The following is an 18,943-nucleotide window of genomic DNA, read 5'->3' on the forward strand; positions in this document are numbered from 1 at the left end:
GTTGCTCATGGTGGCCCACCAAGTCCAGGCCTTAATCGCACCCGCGACCTTCGAAGCCCTGCCCCTAGCAGCGCAATGGGCCTCCCTCATTGGCCTGTATACCGGCGCCCGCGCGTCGGAGGTCGGCCAACTGCTGACCGCCGATGTGGTGGAGGACGGCGGTATCCCCTGCATCCAGATTTCGGACGAAGGCGAGCATCAAAAGGTGAAGACGGACATGAGCTTGAGGACGGTGCCGGTCCACCCCGACTTGCTCGCCCTGGGCTTCCTGGACTGGGGCGAGCGGGCCAAGAGCGCTTGTTCCCGGCGGCCAAGGCCGACGCCAAAAACGGCCGGGGCAACTGGATCTCCAAGGCCTTCAGTCGGCACCTGGCCGAGGTGGGCAAGGACTGGCCCACGACCAAGCGCGGCTTCCACTCGCTGCGCAAAACCCTAATTCAAGAGTTGCAAGGCGCGGGCGTGGTGTCGGAGCTCCGGGCTCAGTTGGTCGGCCACGAGTTGGACGACGAGCACCACGTCACCTACAGCCGGGCCTTCACCGCCAAGGAGAAGCTGGACGGGCTGCGGCGCGTGTCGCCTGGGCTGTCTGTGCTGAGTTATACCTTGGTCTTTCTAAAGACTAGCGCCGTTGCTTCAACCACCAAAACACAAGAATGATGGTCGAACAAAGCTCTAATGCCACTCTATAAAAATCCACTAGTTGAAATTAAGCTCCCCCCGCGTCAGGCCGGGGAGGCAACCTTAGCTTCGCCAATTTATGGTAGCCAGCTCGTCACCGCTGACGCAGCTTCCTACTCTTACAGTTCACCAATGCTCAACGTCGCATTGATTCGGCCAGGCATTTTAATACCAACTTCCCATCTTCATAGGCGCGCACGGTCTCTTCATAAGTCGAGTTAGCACTAACTTGCCCACCGTGAGCAAATTTATTGCGGGCCTCGATTAGGTTTGCATATGATGAAACTGCGTCCCGCTTATGCGCCGCCAAATAATTAGCGCGCTCCTTTTTCAACTTTTTCTCAAACCGCTCCAAATATTTGTCGCCAAATTTTTTTATATAATCATCTTTTAGATTATTTATTCTGATTCGCCCATTTATTTTATCGAAATGACGGCTGGCAAAACCCCCGAACGCCGCATGCTTTATTTGCGCAAATTCTATAAAAATAGTCTTGACTGCAAGCTCATAAGTAGTCACGGCCGATACCGATAAAAATCCAGTATATTTCGCTTTCAACAACGGGTCACCTATGCCTCGCACAATAGTATTTAGGTGAGCCACCACATCATCAGCATGTTGAAAATGTGAAGTGTAGCTCATGATTATCCCACCACTACTTTCGTAACCAGCCTAATTCTCTCTTGAACGGTCTTAACATCAGTCGTATTAATTCGCGTAAGTTCATCGAACTCTTTCGACTTGAGAAGCACAGCATAAGATTTTTTTAGATTGATAGCGGAAATCTTCTTGTAGTTATAGATCAGAACGCACATCACGGATTCCAATGCCGCAACATTGATGGGGCCACGAATCCGAAACGGCTTCTCTCCCAAGTCCGCTATCACCTTCTTTGCTGCCAGCGGGAAGGCTTTGACAAAAGTCGATACCCTAGTAGTCTCTCCCGACCTATGCTCTTTCATAGCCTTATTGAGAAATTCGCTCATAGGTTTTTCATAGTTTTTCCATCCATTACCCACAAGAGAGAAGACGCGCAGTATCAGCTCAACATCTTTCTGATGCTTATCTACTTCTTTCTTGCCAAGGATTGCGCGCCAGCTCGAATCTTTATTGAGTTCGCGAAGCACCTTGGAAAATCCGCCTATAAAGACACAATTTCTAATCTCCTGGGGCTTCAATGGAGTGCCGCCAGTGTTCAGGCGCTCAAATATGTGATAAGCACTTGTGCTCTCACCGACAGGATTAAGCTGCTTAATATTTATTGCGCGAAGAACCGATTGCTTCAACTTTCGTTGATCTGAATCAGCGAGGTCAACAAATCGTTTGTTATAATAAGGACTTTTTTTGTTCAACCCCGAAAGCCGGAATACCTGCTTTTTTCCACTCGAACTTTCCTTACCAAAATATCCGTCCAGGAAGAACACCACGCTGAGTATTCTCTGCTGCCCATCGATCACAATATTCCTGTTATCTTCATCCACGTAAAAAAATACGTTTGGCACAGGCAAATTGCAAAGAAATGAATCGATTAGAAGTGACGACTGCTTAACCGTCCATACAAATTCTCGCTGATAATCCGGAATTTGAATATCATCATCCTGCCACATTTGCGCAAGACCAGCTAGCGTAAGGTCCGATGGATAAGAAGCAATGTCATATTTAACGGATACGACCTCGTCATCGATTTCATCTTCAATTTCCACGTCGATTTCATTAGAACTCATCTATGACTCCATACAAAATGAGGGAAAAGCAAATCTTTGCGCGATCCGGCTTTTTGAAGATATGCAAAGCAATCCCATCCAGCACCTTGATATCCTCCACACAAAGCTGCTCGATTTTTACTGAAATACTCACCCGAATAGGTCCCCAACAAATTATACCTGTTTGATACCAGATCATAGCGAGGCGACGGCAGCCCGAGAACGCTGCTTGGAGCTAACAACTCCCTATGGGTAGCCACAAACAACTAAGAATGCCTGGCCTCACTATCAGCCACCAAATATACCTCCCATCAAATTCTGGCGCGTATTCAAATTTGTGAAGCAGGTGGCTAAGCGAGCTCTTGCGCAAAAGTGATCAACTGGTTGGATGGGTGCTCACCCAACACAGGAGCACCCATGCATCACCAAACACGGATCCAGGTCGCCAGTCGCCTGCTCGGCCACCTCCTCCAGCAGCGCACAACACGTCTGCCCCCTCACGAAGTGGAGGACATCCAATACGCGCTCGATCTGGCTGCCGAGTTGCTACGGCTCGGGGGGCCAGGGCCGGCCGGTCAAACGCAGGCATCGACCATGGCCCCATCCCAGCCCATCCTAGTCAAACGAGCGGCTGTCGATCGCAGCATCGTGCCGACCATGCCCGCTTCAATTGAGGAATGGCGAGAGGCGCGCAAGAAGAAGAACAAGGACAACGTCCCCCGCCCCAAGGAGCCCGCTGGGATTGAACGCATAGACCTGCGTCCTCGCCCCCGGCATTAAGATTAAGACCAAGAAGAAAGCCCCGTGTCTGCGGGGCTTTTGATATCTGTCAGGGCCGCGGGCGCCGACTTGTTGGTCGTGGCGCTGGCGTCGGCATTGGGGAGGGCTTGGGCAAAGCAGGAGCAGCGTCAATAGATGCAACAGAGCCATGGACGATTTCAGGCTCTGGACTTGCGAGCATCGCTTCGCTCCACCGCTCCACTTGAGTCGCGCGGATCTCAATCTCGTTCCCGTAATCGTTCCACTGCTGCTCTGAGACGGCTGCCTGAGCTGCACCCAGTTCAGCTGTGCGCTTCTCCAAGACGGCCAACCGCCTTCCCCGCCGCTTTTTCCATTCTTGAGAGGACCACTCTCCATCAGGACGAGGGTGGTCGCCGTTGAACTGCTCCCACGCTTGTTCGGCCAAGTGGAAGAGTTTCTCGGCACGCCCGAAGGCGCTGGTCCGCTGGGCGAACTTGAGCACGCTCCGTTTCAGACGGCCGAGTCGTTCAACCAGGCCGTTAAGCCACCTGCGCAAATCGATACTGTCGAGAAGAGTAGACGCATGCGCGGTCCATTGCCCCACCACGCGCTGCGTAGCGGTTAACGCCAGGTCTGGCCGGGTCGAGAGGATGTCCGCCATGTCCCGAGCTGCCTCGGCGACCAGCTCAGTGATAGAGCGTAGCGGTCGCACCCGCGCATCTTCCGCAGGCCGACCCAAGGCATCCGAGAGGCGCATGCCGCGGAACCCATGGATTTCCAACCCCGGCACAGAGGTTTGAAGTTCGTTCCTGGAGCCAGCTCGGCGTCGGTCGCGCTGCGCTTGGTCGTGGCTATGGCCAATAGAGTTTGGAATTGCCCTTCCCTCCTGCTCGGCTTGAGCGAGCAACTGTTCAAAGGCTTCCTCGTTCTCTCGAATGATGCGCGCGTTCTCGGCGGCACGGTCGGTCATGACGCCTTTGCGCGCCAATGCCGTGGCTGTCTTGCCCACGTGTTTCGTGGGCTGCCGGGACAGCACCATGGCTTCGGCCCAGTCGCCGCGAGCCAGGGCGTCTTCAGCCTGGACTTCAAGGCGGCGATGGTCGACCCGGGCATCGATGCCGGCAGCGGCCAAGTGCTCGTTGATGGTGGATGCAATGGTTTGGCGGATCCACTCGATCTCAATCTTCCCCGACGCTCCGCCGTCCAGCTCCCTCGTTTTCTCGGTAAAGCCTTCGGGGGCCAGCCTGCGCGTGGTGGCGAGAAGGTGAACGTGATGGTTCAGACCGTCACGGGAGCCCGGCGAGTGGATGCTGGCTTGCACAGCAAATCCGTAGCGGGCGACCAGGGCTTGGCCGATGGCCGTGGCGAGCACGGACCGCTGCTCGTCGTTGAGCTCGTGGGGCAAGGCGACCTCGAACTCGCGTGCCACCACCGAATTCTTGCGGTTTTCCGCCGCCTCGGCCTTTTGCCAGAGCTCGGCCGGGACAAGGGCCCACGCCGGCGCATCCTGGGGAGCAAGGCATTCGGACGCCACCACTCCACCGCGGCGGCGGTAGTCGTGGCGCTGGCCAGTGAGGTGATCGATAAGTAGCAGGCCAGCCCGATAAGCGGCTGCGGCCACAGCAGAGTCGCCGCGGGAACGACTAAAAACTTTGACGCGAGAGTGGTAGATGGCCATGCAGAGCTCCAGATGAGGTTGCTCTCTTTATGCCGTGGCTTTTGGTTTGCGCAAGCGCGGAGCGCTTGGGGGTCCGGGGGCGTAGCACCTGGCGCGCGCAATGTCGCAGACATTGCATCAGTGCGCTCTTGCTTCTTTCTTTTAAGCCTTCTTTTTCAGGCTTTTCGATTTTCGAAGCGGCCGAAATTCGAGACCACCTCAACGCTTGACGCAAGCCGTTTTCCTGGTTGACTCATTTCCAAGCGACAGGAGAAACGCATGACCGCAACGAATCACTACCGAGACCAAATTCAGCGGGCCACCGAGCGCTTAGCACAGCTGCAAGCGAAAGAGCTTTTAGCCAACCAGCGCCGCGAAGCAAAGGCGCAGGAAACAGCAAGGCGCGAAGAGATGAGACGGCGGCAGCGAGTGGCTGACCTAGTCTTCCAGACGGGTGCACATGCACTAGACGAGGCAGAACTGGAAACGTTGCTGCTCAATCACATGAGGGACCGGGCAGGCTTGCTCCACTAACCTTGCCCTATCAAGTCAGCTTTTTTGCAAGCCGCCCAATGCTCGCCCATGGTCATCCGAGGCCCTTGCTCCTGCTGGACGCTCCCCGGCTGCATCGGTTCCATGACTTGCCAACGGATCTGGCCCTGTTTGATAGCGCGGAAGAGCTCTACGGGCCGAGGACGGTGATGGCGTGAAGTCCCGACTCTATCGCAGCCCTGATGATCCTGTAGCTGTCCCGGTCGAAGCCCAACGGCTCGCCTTTCAGCTTCCTGGCCGCCGTCAGTGTCGTGACGGTGCCCAGGTAGTGCCAGGCATCCAGCACGTGGAGCTGGCGCAAGTTCTCGCCCTTCTCTTCCAACGCAATCCGGCCACGAAAGGGCCAGGTTGAAAGCTCTAGACGAATGAGTGCAGAACGTAAGCGCTCTTCGTGCTCATCCAGGGTCTCACTTCCCGAGCAAGCGCCCGCGCATCGCTTGAGCATGGCGCGAAAGCATGGGCGGCCCAAAGGCAGCCGCTCGAGCCCTACCAGGGAGTAACAGAGCCGGTGGTCATCGGCGATGCGCCGCAAGCTTTTTTGAGCGGACTGCGGGCTGGAGTAGAGCCCGTAGAGCATCGGTGAGGAGGTCACGTCGTATTCCGCCGAGTGAACGATAGAGACCTCGCCCCGATAGAGGCGGATGGAGAACTGCCGCGGGACCTTCCGAAGCAGCTTGTTGTAGAGCGGCATCTGACGCTTGACCATTTGCGCCTCCAGCAAACGTGCACCAACGTCGCCTGCCATGGAGATACAGGAAACCGAGGTCGTTTGACGAAGCAGTGAGGCCTCTTCTGGGGTGCGGCAATGGTCCATCACCCGGGTGCGCACGTTTATGCTCTTACCGACGTAGAGCGGCAACAGGCCTTCCTTCCCGTGAAAGGTGTAGACCCCTGCTGTTTTGGGAAGTGCTTCCACGCAATCGCGTAAATGCTCTGGGTAAGCGTAATCGAAAACATCGGATGCGCGACGGGCGCGCCTGGCACTACTGGGCATGCGGTGTTGTGAAGGCGGTGATTGTAGGGTGACACTCTGGTGCAACGCCGTCTCAGTCTGTGCGACTGCACTCTGTCCCGCCCGCATCGATCCACTCCGAGCTAGCCTCAGCGTAGCCATGTTCAGCAGAACCTTGATGCAGGGACGCCACCAATCAAGTTAGCGGTAAAGCATCAAAGCGCAGCGGGTCTGGTGCTACTGACGGCTGGACCAGTTCAGCCACGGCATCTCAGACATTCCTAAGAACATGCTTTCGATATAGACCGGGGCAAGGAGAGCCATCTATCAACAACCAGCCTGCCTCTTCGACGCCGTGCGGCGGATAGGAAGGACATTTCTCAATTGAGCCATTCGAGAACGCTCCGCGCGACTACATCGTCATCCTTGGTCCCTGCTCCTGTTGAACGTTTTGCTGCTGCGTCTGTTCGAGCGCCTGCTGGCGGACCTGGTTCTGCTGAATGGTTTCAGCCTGCTGCAGATTCTGCTGGGCCGGCTGCTGGGAGGCTTCGCGTCCATCGACATGGGCATGGAACATGGGCGCGACCCCCACCCCATGTGGAGCGTAGACCGCAAAGACGTTGTGCGCCCCATCTCGGCCTAAGCCCCCGGTGACTTGGTCCACACGTTTCAACAGCGGATCGTCCACCTGCTGCCTGTAGAGCGACGCCGACACGTTGCGGCTCTCCTCGTCGTTCCAGTTGCCCGTGCCTTTGACCCAGTCGTGGATGCGGGCATAGGTCTGATGGTCAGCGTGAGCGGGATTGTCTACCAGCACCTGCGAAGGTGACTGAAGCGAGGGGGGCTCAATGTCCGGGCGATGCTGGGCTGGACCTAGTTGGCGCACTTCCACCTCCCGCTGCTGACCATGAGAGGTATCGACGAATCCGAACGCCCTGCCCTGCCCGCCCAAGTTCAGCCCGGCTCCCTCCAGCTTGACTGTATCGGTGCCGAGCTCTGCGAGGTTGTAACCCAGCCGCGGCAAGGCCTGGGTCGTCGAGCCTGCGCGATCTTTTAGCAACGCAGCCCCTGCGCTCACAGGGTAAGCCGCGTAGTAGCCGGGGTAGTTAGCCGTGCCTTGGCGCCCCATGCTGCTGTCGCTTCTATCGAAGTGGCAAACGGCAACGGCCTCCACAGCCGGGCTGGAAATGCTGTTTCCCGTCCGCTGAAGTCCGCGCTCGTCCAAATGGATGCCTGGCTCAAGCTTTCCGTCTTTCACGCAAGCGGTTGTCGGCTCGACGCGACGCAGAAACTCGGCCTGGTTGAACTCTCCCGTAGTCGTCGTCACTCGACTGGCCACGGAATTCATGCTCACCAACTCGGCCAAGGCTTCGTTCTGCCTCGCGGACGCGATGTATTCCTTGGATGGCGCTGTCACATCAACCACCGATTCACCGTATTGGACGCCGTCTTTTAGAGCGGTATCGAGCTTGAACACAAAGGTGTTCAAGGAAACCTGCGCCGACGGCGCCATCAGCGCATGCCCAGTCTCGTGCCCCAACGTTCCCGCCAACATGTCTAAGCGGTCGGACCGAATGGACGGCGCGAAAATCGAGGTGTTGATGCTGACGGTGCCCGTCCTGTCATCGTAGTGCCCGCCCTCATTCGGCTGGTTGGACACTTCCAGGCGACGGAGGGTGCCCAGATCGATGGCTTGGGTCATGACCGAAGCAAGGTAAGGCGAAGTATCTATGGCTTCACGGAGGTCACGCATCGCACCTTTAGGGAGGCCCGGCTGCCGCTCCAGGTCCTGGAGCAACCGGTCAATGTCGCGCTGATCAGCCATCACGCGGCTCCATTTCGAGCCTGACCCGCGAAACGCAGTGTGGGTCCTCGTGCTTGTCCGTGCTGACGACAACATACAAGCCAAGCCCGTCTGCGAGTGCTCGCTCAAAGTAGACCGTCGGTTTGAAGCCCACCGCGTTCTTGGTCACACCGAACCCGGCTGCAACCAATGGGTCATGCAGTGATTTAAACGACAGGTCGCAGGCCTCGGACGGCCGCACGGTCAGCTCGATGGTGTGCCCAGGATGACGCGCGTAAGGCTTCCACACAGCGAACTCATAGTGCCCCGCACCTAGTGCGCCCTGGAGCCCTGTGCGCCGCCCTTGACTGTCTGGCGTCACCTCAAGCCCTGACACGTGCGCAACGTGAGCCGGGGCCATGTCTGCTCTGGTTTCGAAAGATTTGGCCATTCGAACGATGGCCTCGACCAATGCACCTGACGTTAGCGCCGGGCCTTGCGGCAATGGTGGGTAATCGCCAGACACCACAGCATTGGGAGCGGCTCGCCGGGTGGCCTCGTCTGCAGCCCTGTCCGCACTAGCAGCGGCTTTGTCTTGCTCGGAGCGCACGTCTGCAGCGCTGGGGGGATGTCCTTCCATTGTTTTCTCCTGAGTGCCTTGGCTACTCGCCGGCCCTTGAGCACAGGCCTGCGTCCCTAACGAAAGAGTAAGCACGACAATGCTGCGAATCAGTAACCGCAAGCTGAGCCTCCGTGGGTGCTCGATGTGCTTCGTTGCCACCAGAGTCTAACCGTCAGGTGCGGCGCGCGTCCCAGAATGGAATCACGCTCTCGGATCACTGGCACCATCAGCACCGTCTACGACAGCGAAGTCACTCACCAGCCATCCGTAAGCATCGCTAAGCGCATCGGCGATGTCTTCTTCGCTCGCGCATTCGACCGTGGCTTCAGTGGGCAATTTAGGACGCTTGCCATCGGTCTCCCAGACAATTCCTCGCACGCGGAACGCCTTCATTCCTGCTCCATGGATGTGGATCTGCCTTGGCAGTCTAGCTTCGGCAGGCGGCACAGGTGAAGGGGCGGGCTATGCCCCCCCCCTGCTGGCCAAGCTGACGCTCTTCTGGCCACCGATGACCAGGTGGTCGAGGACCCGGATGTCCAGGAAGCCCAAGGCCTGCTTCAGACGCTCCGTGACTTTGCGGTCGGCTTCGCTGGGCTCCGGGTTGCCGCTCGGGTGGTTGTGAAACAGGATGACTGCGGCGGCGCTGAGCTCAAGAGCACGCTTTGCCACGACTCGTGGGTGGACATCGCACCCGTCGATGGTGCCGGTGAACAAATGCTCAGTGGTCAGGACCTGGTGTTGGGTGTCGAGGAAGAGAACACCGAAAACCTCGTGGGGCAGATGGGCGCATCGAGCGACCAAGTAGCTGCCGGCTTGCTCCGGGCTGTGGATTTTGCCCAACCGTTGGAGGCGTTGCTCGAGAATGGTGGCTGCTGCGAGCAGAATCCCTTCCTCGTCCATCTGAAGTTGATACTGGACGGCTCGGTCTTGGTTGCGCTTCATCGGTTTGTCTCCACCGGCGCGACAGGCGCCTCGTGGGAACCGACAGGCGGAGCGTCAGGCCCTACCGCACCCGGGAGTGAGCACCGTTAGGCGCGCAGCGGAGGGCCGCAACAAAGCGCCAGCGTCGAGAAGGAGGCTCGCCCTTGCGGCGGGGGCAGCGAAGCTAAGGCCCCTTCCAGAGGCCCAGCACTGGTGAAGGCACATCATGCATGCCCTATGGGCCTGCGGGCTAAACGGTATTCGGATGGACGAAGTAGATTGATGTCAGCAGACAATGACTGGACATTGCAGCCAGTGATCGAACTACTGCTGACCTGTGCATGCTTGTCCCACGCAGCATCGCTGCGCATGAGAAGCACGCAGGCATCGGGATGGGCTGGTCGGCACCAATGGACTCAGACGTGTTCGTCCGTGTTTTCGAGCCCATGCCAGGACAAGATTTCCTCGGCCCGACGGCCGACGAACTGCGCGTCTTCGCTCGTCGCTGCCTTGCTCTCGATGGCGGCGGCCATGACTGTAAAAGCTCGCCAAAAGTGGCGGCGATCAGGACTTGAGGCCCGCAGGGTGGGAACTGCTGCATCCAGGCGTTCGAGGTGAAGGCGTAGCTCGGCTCGGTCCATGGGCAGGAGTATCCGCAGCGCTGTCGCACTGCTTGAGACGCGCCCTCACCCTGATACGGCAGAAGCCCTTCGATCCTGCGCTGACAGCGCGCGGGGCTGACTAGATGTCTCTCAGTTACCGGCGTCTGGCTCCAATCGGAGGCGGCACAGGGGCGGCGATGCCTCCAACCTACTTGGGCGCAGCCAACGGTCGGGGTGCCGGCAAGACGCTGCTCAAGCGTCGCGCGGGGTGAGTGACCATCGGTCCCGCGTCCGGCAAAGTCAGGTTGCGCTGCAGGCGTTCCGTGGCCTATAGGCCTGACACCGCTTGGGCTGTCAGGAAGTTCTGAGGCGGGCGTCCTTGTCGCCCTATGAAATTGAAACCCGGCTTAGCCAAGGTCAAGCGACTCATCGTTCGACCGGGTCTCGTAGGCACTCCGGTTCCAAGACCGTTAGCGCCAGGGCACGACATCCTCCAAGAACGTGGTTTGCGGGTTCTGTAGGCTGCGTCCTTCATACCTAGCGCGCATCAAGGCACACGTTCAAAAAACACCGTGTCGCGTTGACCCTTGACGAACATCGAAAACGTCGCGCTGCCATCCGGACGAACCTGCATGGCGGCTTGGCCGTCGCTGAGCTGACGGCAATATCCACGGTCATTAGCGCCGATCCATGCAGTCAACGCACCATCGACGCGGCCGGCGTATCGCAACTCGACTTGACAATCCCTGGGAGCGCCATAGCGCAGGCGACCAAGCACATCCCCAGGCCGGACGCTGGTCGCAACGATCTCTAACTGTGCGGCGATAAGGCCCGCACCTCGCCACCGACCAGCTTCAGCCAACCCTTCCCTTTTCTGGTCCAGGGTGACAACCAAAGGCTGCTCATGTCCCAACAGTGTGAGCTCTATGCTCTCTGCTGTCTCATCCATCACCCGAAGCTGAGCCTGTCTACCAGTCTGCGCATCACAAAACTTGCCACCATTGCGCGACAGCATTGCGTAACCATCGTTCTGCGCCCGCAACTCCAGAGAGCAGTTGAAGGGAGGCCCAAACCGCAAGTCCGCGGTCTGCGAGCCGCCAGCACCTGTAGCGCGCTCACTCAAGCGGACATAGACCGGGCCTGTGGCTTCGCTCGTGCGCAGGATTCCGCGCCAATCACCGGCTGGAATGCCATCAGACGAAGCTGCCTGAGCGATAGGTGGCGTTATACAACTCGCCAAGACTAAAGCGACGCGAAAGATGTGATTCAGAAATTTTCCTTCATTAGACATTGGCGCCTCTCACCAAGTTAGACAGAATGAAATCATCAATTACGGCGTTGCTCACACGCTGCCATTGGCAGCCAGGGGGCACGTGTATGATGACCATGAGTCGCCCTTGGGACCGAGACCTTTAGCAAAAATTTCAAAGCCAGCTCCCGGCACGGCATGCCGTCACCCAGCAACATCAGTGCGGACTCGGTGCTCGGATTGGCCACCCCATGGAAGCCCGATACAGCACTGGCTGCTGACGAACAGCGCGCGATCCGCACGCAGGTAGTCCAGCACCACGCCCTCAAAGGGGTCCATGTTAGTTAACTCCGGTTTTTGGCCGCCTTATTTACCGAGATAATACTAACATCTGATTGAGTATTTAGGAACGGTACACCTTAAAAGCTAACATAAGAGCTGTTTTAGTTAGCTTATTTGCATTAAACAGTACAATAATGCCAGGGCAAATCACTCAAAAATATTTCGCCAGTCAGACTTAAATCATTGAATTACATGGATCTATCGAGTTGAAAGCGAACATAATAATTTTGGCTCAAGTCCATGCGACACCGTTGCGGTAGAGTTTGCTTCAGGAAAAGAAAAAAACAGCCCGTTTTGATTGACGAATTTCCGGGCTGTTTTATCACTACTTCCATTGAAACAATGGAAGCAAGCAATGTCCTCTATCGTCCAGCAACAGCTCCGCGATTACATCACCTCCCCGTTTGGGCTCCTACAAATCAAGGATGTCCATGTCGGCAACGTCCGGGCCTCCGAAATCAACATTACGGGTCGCGAAGCCGCCATCCACGCCCTGGAGCTCTTTGACCGCGCGGATGAGCGCTCCCGTAGAGTGCGCCTCAGTAAGAATCGGACGCTCTACCCCGAGCCCCTACCCCTCTGCTCTCCTGCTCGACTGCTGTCGGTCGAGATCTCGGACTACCTCGGCCATCGCGAGCGGTGCTGCCTGGCAAAGGAAACCGTCGACGACACGGCTCGCACGCTGAAGCTCCTACGGATTGCCTGTGGTGACGTTCCTGTCTCGCGCATCGACCACGCTCACATCTACAAGCTTTGGGACCTGATGCGTTGGGCACCCCCGCTCTTGCTGTCCGACCTTAAGTATCGGGACTACACGTTCGAGCAGGCGGTTGCCCGTGGCAAAGAACTTGGCGTGACGCCGCCCGCTCCCGCCACGCTGGAGAAGCACCGGCGGTTCCTGGTGACCTTCTTCAGCAATCTAGTAAAAGCCAAGGCGATTCCCATATCGCCAATGGATGCGTTCCCGAAAATCAAGAAAGACCTGGTCGTGGACACGAACAAGCCCCAGCGCTTGTTCGACGAGGAAGAGCTTCAGCGCATCTTTTCACCCAAGACGTTCCCGGCCTGGGCCAAGAAGTATCCGCATCGGTGGTGGCTGCCCATGATCTCGCTCTACACGGGCGCACGCATCAACGAGCTCGCTCAATTGAAGGTCGCGGACATCGTTGAGGAGGCCAAGGTCTGGTGTATCCGCATCCAAAAAACGGTCGACGCCGATCTCAGGCATAAGGATCGAGACAGGAGCCGTCAAAGCCTAAAAGGCAAAGCAGCAGTTCGCACGCTGCCCATCCCGAAACCATTGCTGGATGCTGGTTTCCTGGATTTCATTGAGGACATCAAGGCTACTGGCCATCCCAGACTCTTTCCGCATCTGTCTGCGGGCGTGAACCGGGAAACGGGTGAGACCAATGCGCGCTACAGCCAAGGCGCGGTGAACCAGTTCAGCAGCTACATGAAGACCTTGGGCTTCGGAAAGGGGATCGGCGCTCACACCTTCCGCCACACGCTTGCCACCGAGCTTCACCACAAGAACGTGTCCGACCAAGACATCGCCCTCATTACCGGCCATTCGCTGCGGAAGAACGTGCCCGTCTTGCATGACGCGTATTTCCACAAGAAGCCCAAGCTTGCTCGGGCCACGCAGATCAGAATTCTGGCGAAATACAAGCCGCCGGTCGAGTTGCCCAAGTATGAGCGTGGCCAGTTTTCGGAGTGTTTGGCGGACCCGAGCAAGTTTTACCCCTGACCGTGCCCTGCCCTGATGTCCGGTTTTGCAACCTTGTTGCGGTGCTGTCGCCACCGCTATGTCGCCTGCTTCGCCCCCCGTTGCTGGGCAACTGAAGACGGAGGCCAAACGACTGACGCAGCCGGCTCAAACCTCAACGCCCTTCTCCACCCTTCCTTCTCCACCCTTTCGGAATTCAATCATGAGCATCACCAGCACGCCTACTGCCGAACATCTGTCCTCTCTCCTCAATCAACGCCTACCTGGCAAAGTAACCTTTCGAACACCTCGCAGCACCGCAAGCACAGCATTTGTTATGAATGCCGAATCTCACCGCCAACACCCGCAGCGTCTTGCTGAGAGCGACCTAGCGACGATTTTCGCATCTCCGGCCTACGATCAATGGGCAGCCAACGAGCCGCTACTTTTTTGGGCACCCTTGCTCGGACTCTACATGGGTGTCCGGGCATCGGAGGCGGCTGCGCTGTCTATCGACGACATCATCGAACCCGCCGGGCTGATGTGCATCGTGCTCAATAATCGAGCTGCGCCGGAATCGGAAAGCGCCACTGCCTCCAAATACCGAACTCGACAGAGGCATAGCACAGGGTCAATTCCGGTGCCGAAAGTGTTGCTTGATGCCGGGTTTCCGGACTACGTCGCAGCCATCAAAAGCAAGGACGGGCGGGAACTCTTTCCCACCAGCCAGAGGGAGCGAACAGCCGACACAGCCGCATGGCTTAGGAGCAAGTTCGCTCGATACTTGCGCTCTCATGGCATCAAAAAAAGCGGATTCTCAGCGCTACGCCAGACCTTCGGAGAACGCTTGATGGATGCTGACATCAGCTGGGCTGATAAAAGGGAGTTGGCACGAGCGTCAGAGCGCCACTTCCCGGCTTTTACGTGGTTCCTTTACCCAAGTTGTCGGATGAGTAGCCTAAAAAAATCGCTGAATAAGATCTCCTGTGCTGGGCTGACCATGCCACGCTTTATGGGCGACCAGGTGCTTGTGCGCACGCATGGGGCTGCCCGTTACGGGTGACTCTTCCAGCCTCAGAAAAAGCGAAGCAGATCGCAAAAGAGCGGAACCCTAGCTTGTGCTACCCAATTCGTTTTGCACTAATGGTCAACATAGGATTTCTCCCTGCGACCAAAAGGAGTTTGATACATTTCGAAAATCACCCTGATCAACCAGACCAACGAGACCTCGCAAGTTCTATCCGTAATTGGACTCAGCGGTCGATACTGGACAGCCATGGACTACAAAGCTCCATAGAGTGCTCACCCGTTGTTACCGATCAACCGTCCTCGTGCACATGGTCGGTTAGTAGCCCAGCGATACTCTGGCTACCTCATCACCGAGGCAGACGGAGAACCTCAAAGCCGCCCTTGATCGAACGCATCTGGAGGCCTGTTCCATTGAGCATTGCCTGCAAGGCGGCGGTTGGAGTCATTGTGCCCACCACTGGCTGGGAACGCTTACCGCGCGCGAGATCGGTGCCAGAAATCGGACAGCGACTCGTCAAGCGCAACTGGTCGAGGGCACGGTCGAGCTGATCCCCTGGGATGGCAATTGCGACCGGTTCGTTTTGGCAATCGTAGCGGAAGCTTCGAGCCTGGCCCTTGCTGTCGGATGCCACCAACGCATCATTTCCGTAACTGCGCGCGGCGCCGTGACGATCGAGTTCGACGTCAATTGCACTCAAGGTGCGATTGTAGGAGGCCAATTCTCCTGCACTCACGAAACCCTGTTGGCGAGAAAGGCGGTCCATGCTTGCCTGGGTCTGCTCCACCTGGCGCTGAAGCGTGGTCGCACGAACGCTCGTGATTGCGCCGCCACGCAGAGCCTCCTCGATCCGCTCTCCCGTGGCCCCGATGCGGGTGCGTAGGTCTGCGGTCGCACGATCGTTCGATTCTCGCTGAGGTTGAGTTCCATACTGCTGCGCTGCGACAGCAGCGGTAGACGTGGTTACAACTGCAAGCCCGAATGCGACGGAAAATAGGGTTCGCGAGAAAGGCGTAGGCATTTTGCGCTCCTTATACGCGTAGATGATCCAAAGCGTATGACACGCATACGCAAAAGAATCTGAATAGATGCTGCGCGACTGTTATGGAAGATGGTCAGGATGGAAATCGCCGTCGCGCCGGACACAAAAGTGATTATTTCGTTTTATGGTCACAGTGAAATAGGCACTCAACCACCTACTCAATCGCTATGTCAGAATCTGTGAAGCCAACCTGGGCGAGAACGACACTTGCACAGGAGAGCCGCGTATACGAGGTCCGTTTCATGAGCGCTGGTCCAAGCTTGCCTAGGACCTGAATCATCTGACTGCCCCCTATCAACCAACTGCGAGCGCTGCATGAGAGGAGTGCATCGGCCTAGTCGGCCGCCCGCCCGAGCATTCCTGAACCTACTGGCCGGTCGAGCCTTTGGACGTCGCGTTCTCCTTCTGGTTGGAAGGCTCCTTATCCCGGCTCTCGGTCTCGTGAGCGTGTCCACCGCTTGGGTCTTGGATTTGGATCACCGTCCCCTCTCGCCAGGCGTCTGCGCCCGGGTCTATGTTCGGCGCAGCAATATCGGCGCGGCGCTTTCGCTTGTCCTCGCTGCTGACGCCAAGCCGCGTGTCGCGGGCCGCCACCATCGCCGGGTCCGCTTGGCCATCCGCCGTGAAGCCCATCATCAACTGCGGCATACCTCGCGGAAGGTCTTTGTCCAGGTCGGTGTGCCAGGTGTGCCACGTTTTCCCATACGTGCGGATGAGTTTCTCCATGAGCTCATGCTCAGCCACCTCCGGGATCCCTGGTGCGATCAGCTGCCCCGATTTCACTTCTTGGACGTGGCTATGCCAGAGCGCCTTCTCCTGCTCAGGGAGGCCCGCGAATAGCTTCTCACTGATGATGTATTCCACGCCCATCAGCTTGGCGTCTTTCACATTGCCATCGTAGATGGTGCACTGAATGACATCCTCATTGAGGATTGAGCAGTAATGATGAGCCTCCATCTGGAGCTTCATCTGACCATTGTAGAAATGAAAGCCGTCCAGGTAGGCGTTGACGGCATCGATCGGCGGCCGATCCTGCATCACTGCCGCACCCGTCTCCAAGGCCTTCGTCTTGGCCGTTTCCTCCGCACCAGGAGCTTGGACACTGGACTCGGTGTTTCCGCCCCCGCACGCGGTTAAGACGAGGGCTGCCGCAGCCGGCAGGATGGATCGACGCATCGGTTTCTCTCCTAAATCAGTATCAAAGCAGGCGGCCAGATCAAGCGTCTTGCGCCCACCGGGCCAGGTTCTGCTGGACCGTGTTGATATCCGCCCAAGGATCTTTCTTGCGTCTAGCCAACTTCGCCGGAACGTCTTTCATGGTGAAGGCGTCCGCACGGGTCAGCTTGGCAAGCTCGCTCCAGGCAATGGGCATGGCCACCGGCGCGCCGGGGCGGCCGCGCAGGGAATACGACGCGACCGCTGTCGCCCCGCGGCCGTTGCGCAGGTAGTCCACAAAAATGCGTTTGTTGCGAAGGCTCTTGGTCGAGGTGGCCAAAAAGCGGGTCGGCTCCGATTTTGCCAACGCGTCGGCAAACCCCTTGGCGAAGCGCTTGGTCAGGTCCCAATCGCACCCCGGGTTCAACGGCACCACCACGTGCAGCCCCTTGCCGCCTGACACCCGCAAGAACGACTCCAGTTCCAACTGTTCAAGCAGCTTGCGGATGTCCACGGCTGCCTTTTTGACTTCGGAAAAGGGCACATCGGGGCCGGGATCCAAGTCAAAGACAACGCGGTCGGCGCGATCAGGCGCTTCCGCGTGGCTGCCCCACGGGTGGAACTCCAGCGCGTTGAACTGAACCAGCTCAAGCAGGCTGGCTGCATCCCTGACCACAAGGTAATGGGCATTGATACCGCTGTCCTCCTTCAGCCGAACCGAGTCCACGAGCTCCAGGCCTGCGGTGTGGTGCTTCTGGAAGAAACAAGGTTTGGCGGTCCCACTGGGGCACCGGATGATCGACAAGGGGCGGCCGATAACCTCGGGCAACACGTGGTCGATCACGGCCGTGTAGTAATCCCACACGTCCTGCTTAGTGGCCTTGATGTCAGGAAAGATCACCTTGGTCGGACTGGACAGCCGAGGCGGTGTGCGGCCTTGGGTTCCTGTCGGGGTCGTGCTGTGCTCTGAAGCGGTGCGGTGCCTTGAAGCGTTGCCGTGCTTTAAGGCGCTCTTGAGCTGCTTGCCAGGGGTTTTGAGCTGGGGGGCATCGGCGGGCTGTTCGACTGTGGCAGCCCTATCCGAGTCAGCCAAATCGGCCACCTCCTTGTCTCGCCTGACCGCCTTAAGTGAGGCTTGGCGCAACAGTTGCTGGCCGCCGATGCCGCGATAAAAGACCTCCACCACGAACCTCGGCTCAAACCACGTGGCCGAGCGGAGGTCGGTGTCCTCGGTGGGAACGTAAGCGGTAGGCGTCTTCCCGCCAGCTCGGCCGACCAGTTGGGCAATTTCTTTGATCAGCACATCGGAGAAGCCTGAACCCACCCGGCCCACGTAAAGCCAGCCGTGCTTGGGGTCAGGCTTGGCCAGAAGCAACGACCCAAAGCCCGTGCGGCTGCCCTTCGGGGCCGTGTAACCCACGACAGCAAACTCATCGCTGGCCAGCTGCTTGGTCTTCTTCCAGTCCTCGCCCCGGCCCCCGTGATAGGCCCGATCTGCACGCTTTGAAATGATGCCTTCAAAGTGGCGCTCGCCTGCCAGCCGGTAGGCCGATTCCCCATCGCCCTTGATGTGGGAGCTGAAGGCCAAGTGCCCTGGGCTGCCCTCCAACAGCTCCTGCAGGAGTTCCTTGCGCTCCAGCAGGGGCGCATCGGCAACATCTATTCCATCGATGTGGAGCAGATCGAACAAGGCATAGGCCAACGCGCCTTGCCGTTCTCCGGACAGGGTGGCCTGTAGGAGGTTGAAATCCTCTTTTGTGCCGTTGCCGGCGATGAGTTCCCCGTCCAGTGCTCCTGACTTCAGCCCGAGGGCTGCAACGGCGTCCCTGATTTCAGGAATCTTCTCGGTCCATTCCAGGGCATTGCGTGACCAAAGGCGCACCTCGCCCTCCGCAATGGTGGCCAGGATGCGGTAGCCATCCCACTTGATTTCATGCACCCATTGGTCTCCCTGGGGTGGAGCGTCGCCGAGCTTGGCCAGCTGCGGTTCGAAGGGGTCCTCTGGCGGCTTGGCTTTTTTGGCCTTGGTCAGCGCGGCGGCCTTCTTCGCCCAGTCCTTGCGACGGCCCTTGCTTGGCAGGGCCACGGCCGTGAGCTTTTTCTTGTCTGCCTTGCCAGCCCCTGCACGCTTCAGATCTTCAGGAGGCGGCGAGGTGACGTCGCCCAATAGGTCATCTGCCTCCACATCGCTGGCGAAGGCATCGTCTTCCT

16 protein-coding genes and 2 pseudogenes are annotated in these 18,943 nt (G+C 58.0%); 5 read left to right on the forward strand and 13 right to left on the reverse strand.

The window, feature by feature from the left end; genetic code table 11:
* Positions 1-13: 13 nt before the first annotated feature.
* Positions 14-657, forward strand: a pseudogene (locus AC1KVE_RS13380) (site-specific integrase); the annotation flags it as partial.
* 157 nt (positions 658-814) lie between these two features.
* On the opposite strand, the gene AC1KVE_RS13385 reads toward AC1KVE_RS13380, so the two are convergent.
* Positions 815-1,321 (reverse strand): HEPN domain-containing protein, encoded by a 507-nt coding sequence (locus tag AC1KVE_RS13385; protein ID WP_481092246.1) that lies wholly within the window; start codon positions 1,319-1,321, stop codon positions 815-817.
* A gap of 2 nt (positions 1,322-1,323) precedes the next feature.
* Entirely contained in the window at positions 1,324-2,403 is a 1,080-nt protein-coding gene (locus AC1KVE_RS13390) for a GmrSD restriction endonuclease domain-containing protein (protein ID WP_481092245.1), read from the reverse strand.
* A gap of 396 nt (positions 2,404-2,799) precedes the next feature.
* Here AC1KVE_RS13390 and AC1KVE_RS13395 point away from each other — a divergent pair, with 396 nt between their 5' ends.
* Complete coding sequence (locus AC1KVE_RS13395; protein WP_481092244.1) at positions 2,800-3,162, forward strand: hypothetical protein; 363 nt, start codon at positions 2,800-2,802, stop codon at positions 3,160-3,162.
* 49 nt (positions 3,163-3,211) lie between these two features.
* Here the strand turns inward: AC1KVE_RS13395 and mobQ are convergent, their stop codons facing one another.
* Complete coding sequence (mobQ, locus tag AC1KVE_RS13400; RefSeq protein ID WP_481092243.1) at positions 3,212-4,801, reverse strand: MobQ family relaxase; 1,590 nt, start codon at positions 4,799-4,801, stop codon at positions 3,212-3,214.
* Between the two features lie 258 nt (positions 4,802-5,059).
* Between mobQ and AC1KVE_RS13405 the strand changes: the two genes are divergently transcribed.
* Entirely contained in the window at positions 5,060-5,314 is a 255-nt protein-coding gene (locus tag AC1KVE_RS13405; RefSeq protein WP_011346616.1) for a hypothetical protein, read from the forward strand.
* Between the two features lie 148 nt (positions 5,315-5,462).
* Here the strand turns inward: AC1KVE_RS13405 and cho are convergent, their stop codons facing one another.
* The 7 genes and pseudogenes from cho to AC1KVE_RS13440 all read right to left on the reverse strand — a co-directional run bounded on the left by cho (position 5,463) and on the right by AC1KVE_RS13440 (position 11,503).
* The gene (cho, locus tag AC1KVE_RS13410; RefSeq protein WP_160954623.1) at positions 5,463-6,326 is read right to left on the reverse strand and encodes an excinuclease Cho; all 864 of its coding nucleotides are present in this window, start codon (positions 6,324-6,326) and stop codon (positions 5,463-5,465) included.
* A 370-nt stretch (positions 6,327-6,696) separates the two neighbouring features.
* A pseudogene (locus AC1KVE_RS13415) lies at positions 6,697-7,113 on the reverse strand (XVIPCD domain-containing protein); the annotation flags it as partial.
* 988 nt (positions 7,114-8,101) lie between these two features.
* Positions 8,102-8,707, reverse strand: coding sequence for a hypothetical protein (locus tag AC1KVE_RS13420; protein ID WP_481093061.1), 606 nt, complete (start codon positions 8,705-8,707; stop codon positions 8,102-8,104).
* 183 nt (positions 8,708-8,890) lie between these two features.
* Complete coding sequence (locus tag AC1KVE_RS13425) at positions 8,891-9,082, reverse strand: hypothetical protein (protein WP_080948773.1); 192 nt, start codon at positions 9,080-9,082, stop codon at positions 8,891-8,893.
* A 69-nt stretch (positions 9,083-9,151) separates the two neighbouring features.
* Positions 9,152-9,631, reverse strand: coding sequence for a JAB domain-containing protein (locus AC1KVE_RS13430; RefSeq protein WP_481092242.1), 480 nt, complete (start codon positions 9,629-9,631; stop codon positions 9,152-9,154).
* Between the two features lie 395 nt (positions 9,632-10,026).
* The gene (locus AC1KVE_RS13435) at positions 10,027-10,251 is read right to left on the reverse strand and encodes a hypothetical protein (RefSeq protein WP_104541414.1); all 225 of its coding nucleotides are present in this window, start codon (positions 10,249-10,251) and stop codon (positions 10,027-10,029) included.
* 508 nt (positions 10,252-10,759) lie between these two features.
* Positions 10,760-11,503 (reverse strand): hypothetical protein, encoded by a 744-nt coding sequence (locus tag AC1KVE_RS13440; protein WP_481092241.1) that lies wholly within the window; start codon positions 11,501-11,503, stop codon positions 10,760-10,762.
* A 655-nt stretch (positions 11,504-12,158) separates the two neighbouring features.
* On the opposite strand from AC1KVE_RS13440, the gene AC1KVE_RS13445 reads away from it, so the two are divergent.
* Entirely contained in the window at positions 12,159-13,550 is a 1,392-nt protein-coding gene (locus tag AC1KVE_RS13445) for a site-specific integrase (RefSeq protein ID WP_181901168.1), read from the forward strand.
* Between the two features lie 181 nt (positions 13,551-13,731).
* A complete protein-coding gene (locus tag AC1KVE_RS13450; protein WP_481092240.1) occupies positions 13,732-14,571 on the forward strand; it encodes a site-specific integrase in 840 nt (279 codons plus the stop codon).
* A 313-nt stretch (positions 14,572-14,884) separates the two neighbouring features.
* On the opposite strand, the gene AC1KVE_RS13455 is transcribed toward AC1KVE_RS13450, so the two are convergent.
* The 3 genes from AC1KVE_RS13455 to ligD all read right to left on the reverse strand — a co-directional run bounded on the left by AC1KVE_RS13455 (position 14,885) and on the right by ligD (position 18,917).
* Positions 14,885-15,556, reverse strand: a complete 672-nt coding sequence (locus AC1KVE_RS13455) for an STN domain-containing protein (protein WP_075285904.1) — start codon at positions 15,554-15,556, stop codon at positions 14,885-14,887.
* Positions 15,557-15,943: 387 nt separating this feature from the next.
* Positions 15,944-16,753: an OBAP family protein gene (locus tag AC1KVE_RS13460; RefSeq protein WP_081377977.1), complete on the reverse strand. Its 810-nt coding sequence runs from the start codon at positions 16,751-16,753 to the stop codon at positions 15,944-15,946.
* Between the two features lie 40 nt (positions 16,754-16,793).
* Positions 16,794-18,917, reverse strand: a complete 2,124-nt coding sequence (gene ligD, locus AC1KVE_RS13465) for a DNA ligase D (RefSeq protein WP_481093064.1) — start codon at positions 18,915-18,917, stop codon at positions 16,794-16,796.
* Positions 18,918-18,943 lie beyond the last annotated feature (26 nt).

The sequence above is a fragment of the Xanthomonas sp. NCPPB 2864 genome (assembly GCF_056675615.1).

Coding starts and splice junctions, on each gene's coding strand:
- AC1KVE_RS13385 (WP_481092246.1), bottom strand. CDS start 1,321: ATGAGCTACACTTCACATTTTCAACATGCTGATGATGTGGTGGCTCAC.
- AC1KVE_RS13390 (WP_481092245.1), bottom strand. CDS start 2,403: ATGAGTTCTAATGAAATCGACGTGGAAATTGAAGATGAAATCGATGAC.
- AC1KVE_RS13395 (WP_481092244.1), top strand. CDS start 2,800: ATGCATCACCAAACACGGATCCAGGTCGCCAGTCGCCTGCTCGGCCAC.
- mobQ (WP_481092243.1), bottom strand. CDS start 4,801: ATGGCCATCTACCACTCTCGCGTCAAAGTTTTTAGTCGTTCCCGCGGC.
- AC1KVE_RS13405 (WP_011346616.1), top strand. CDS start 5,060: ATGACCGCAACGAATCACTACCGAGACCAAATTCAGCGGGCCACCGAG.
- cho (WP_160954623.1), bottom strand. CDS start 6,326: ATGCCCAGTAGTGCCAGGCGCGCCCGTCGCGCATCCGATGTTTTCGAT.
- AC1KVE_RS13420 (WP_481093061.1), bottom strand. CDS start 8,707: ATGGAAGGACATCCCCCCAGCGCTGCAGACGTGCGCTCCGAGCAAGAC.
- AC1KVE_RS13425 (WP_080948773.1), bottom strand. CDS start 9,082: ATGAAGGCGTTCCGCGTGCGAGGAATTGTCTGGGAGACCGATGGCAAG.
- AC1KVE_RS13430 (WP_481092242.1), bottom strand. CDS start 9,631: ATGAAGCGCAACCAAGACCGAGCCGTCCAGTATCAACTTCAGATGGAC.
- AC1KVE_RS13435 (WP_104541414.1), bottom strand. CDS start 10,251: ATGGACCGAGCCGAGCTACGCCTTCACCTCGAACGCCTGGATGCAGCA.
- AC1KVE_RS13440 (WP_481092241.1), bottom strand. CDS start 11,503: ATGTCTAATGAAGGAAAATTTCTGAATCACATCTTTCGCGTCGCTTTA.
- AC1KVE_RS13445 (WP_181901168.1), top strand. CDS start 12,159: ATGTCCTCTATCGTCCAGCAACAGCTCCGCGATTACATCACCTCCCCG.
- AC1KVE_RS13450 (WP_481092240.1), top strand. CDS start 13,732: ATGAGCATCACCAGCACGCCTACTGCCGAACATCTGTCCTCTCTCCTC.
- AC1KVE_RS13455 (WP_075285904.1), bottom strand. CDS start 15,556: ATGCCTACGCCTTTCTCGCGAACCCTATTTTCCGTCGCATTCGGGCTT.
- AC1KVE_RS13460 (WP_081377977.1), bottom strand. CDS start 16,753: ATGCGTCGATCCATCCTGCCGGCTGCGGCAGCCCTCGTCTTAACCGCG.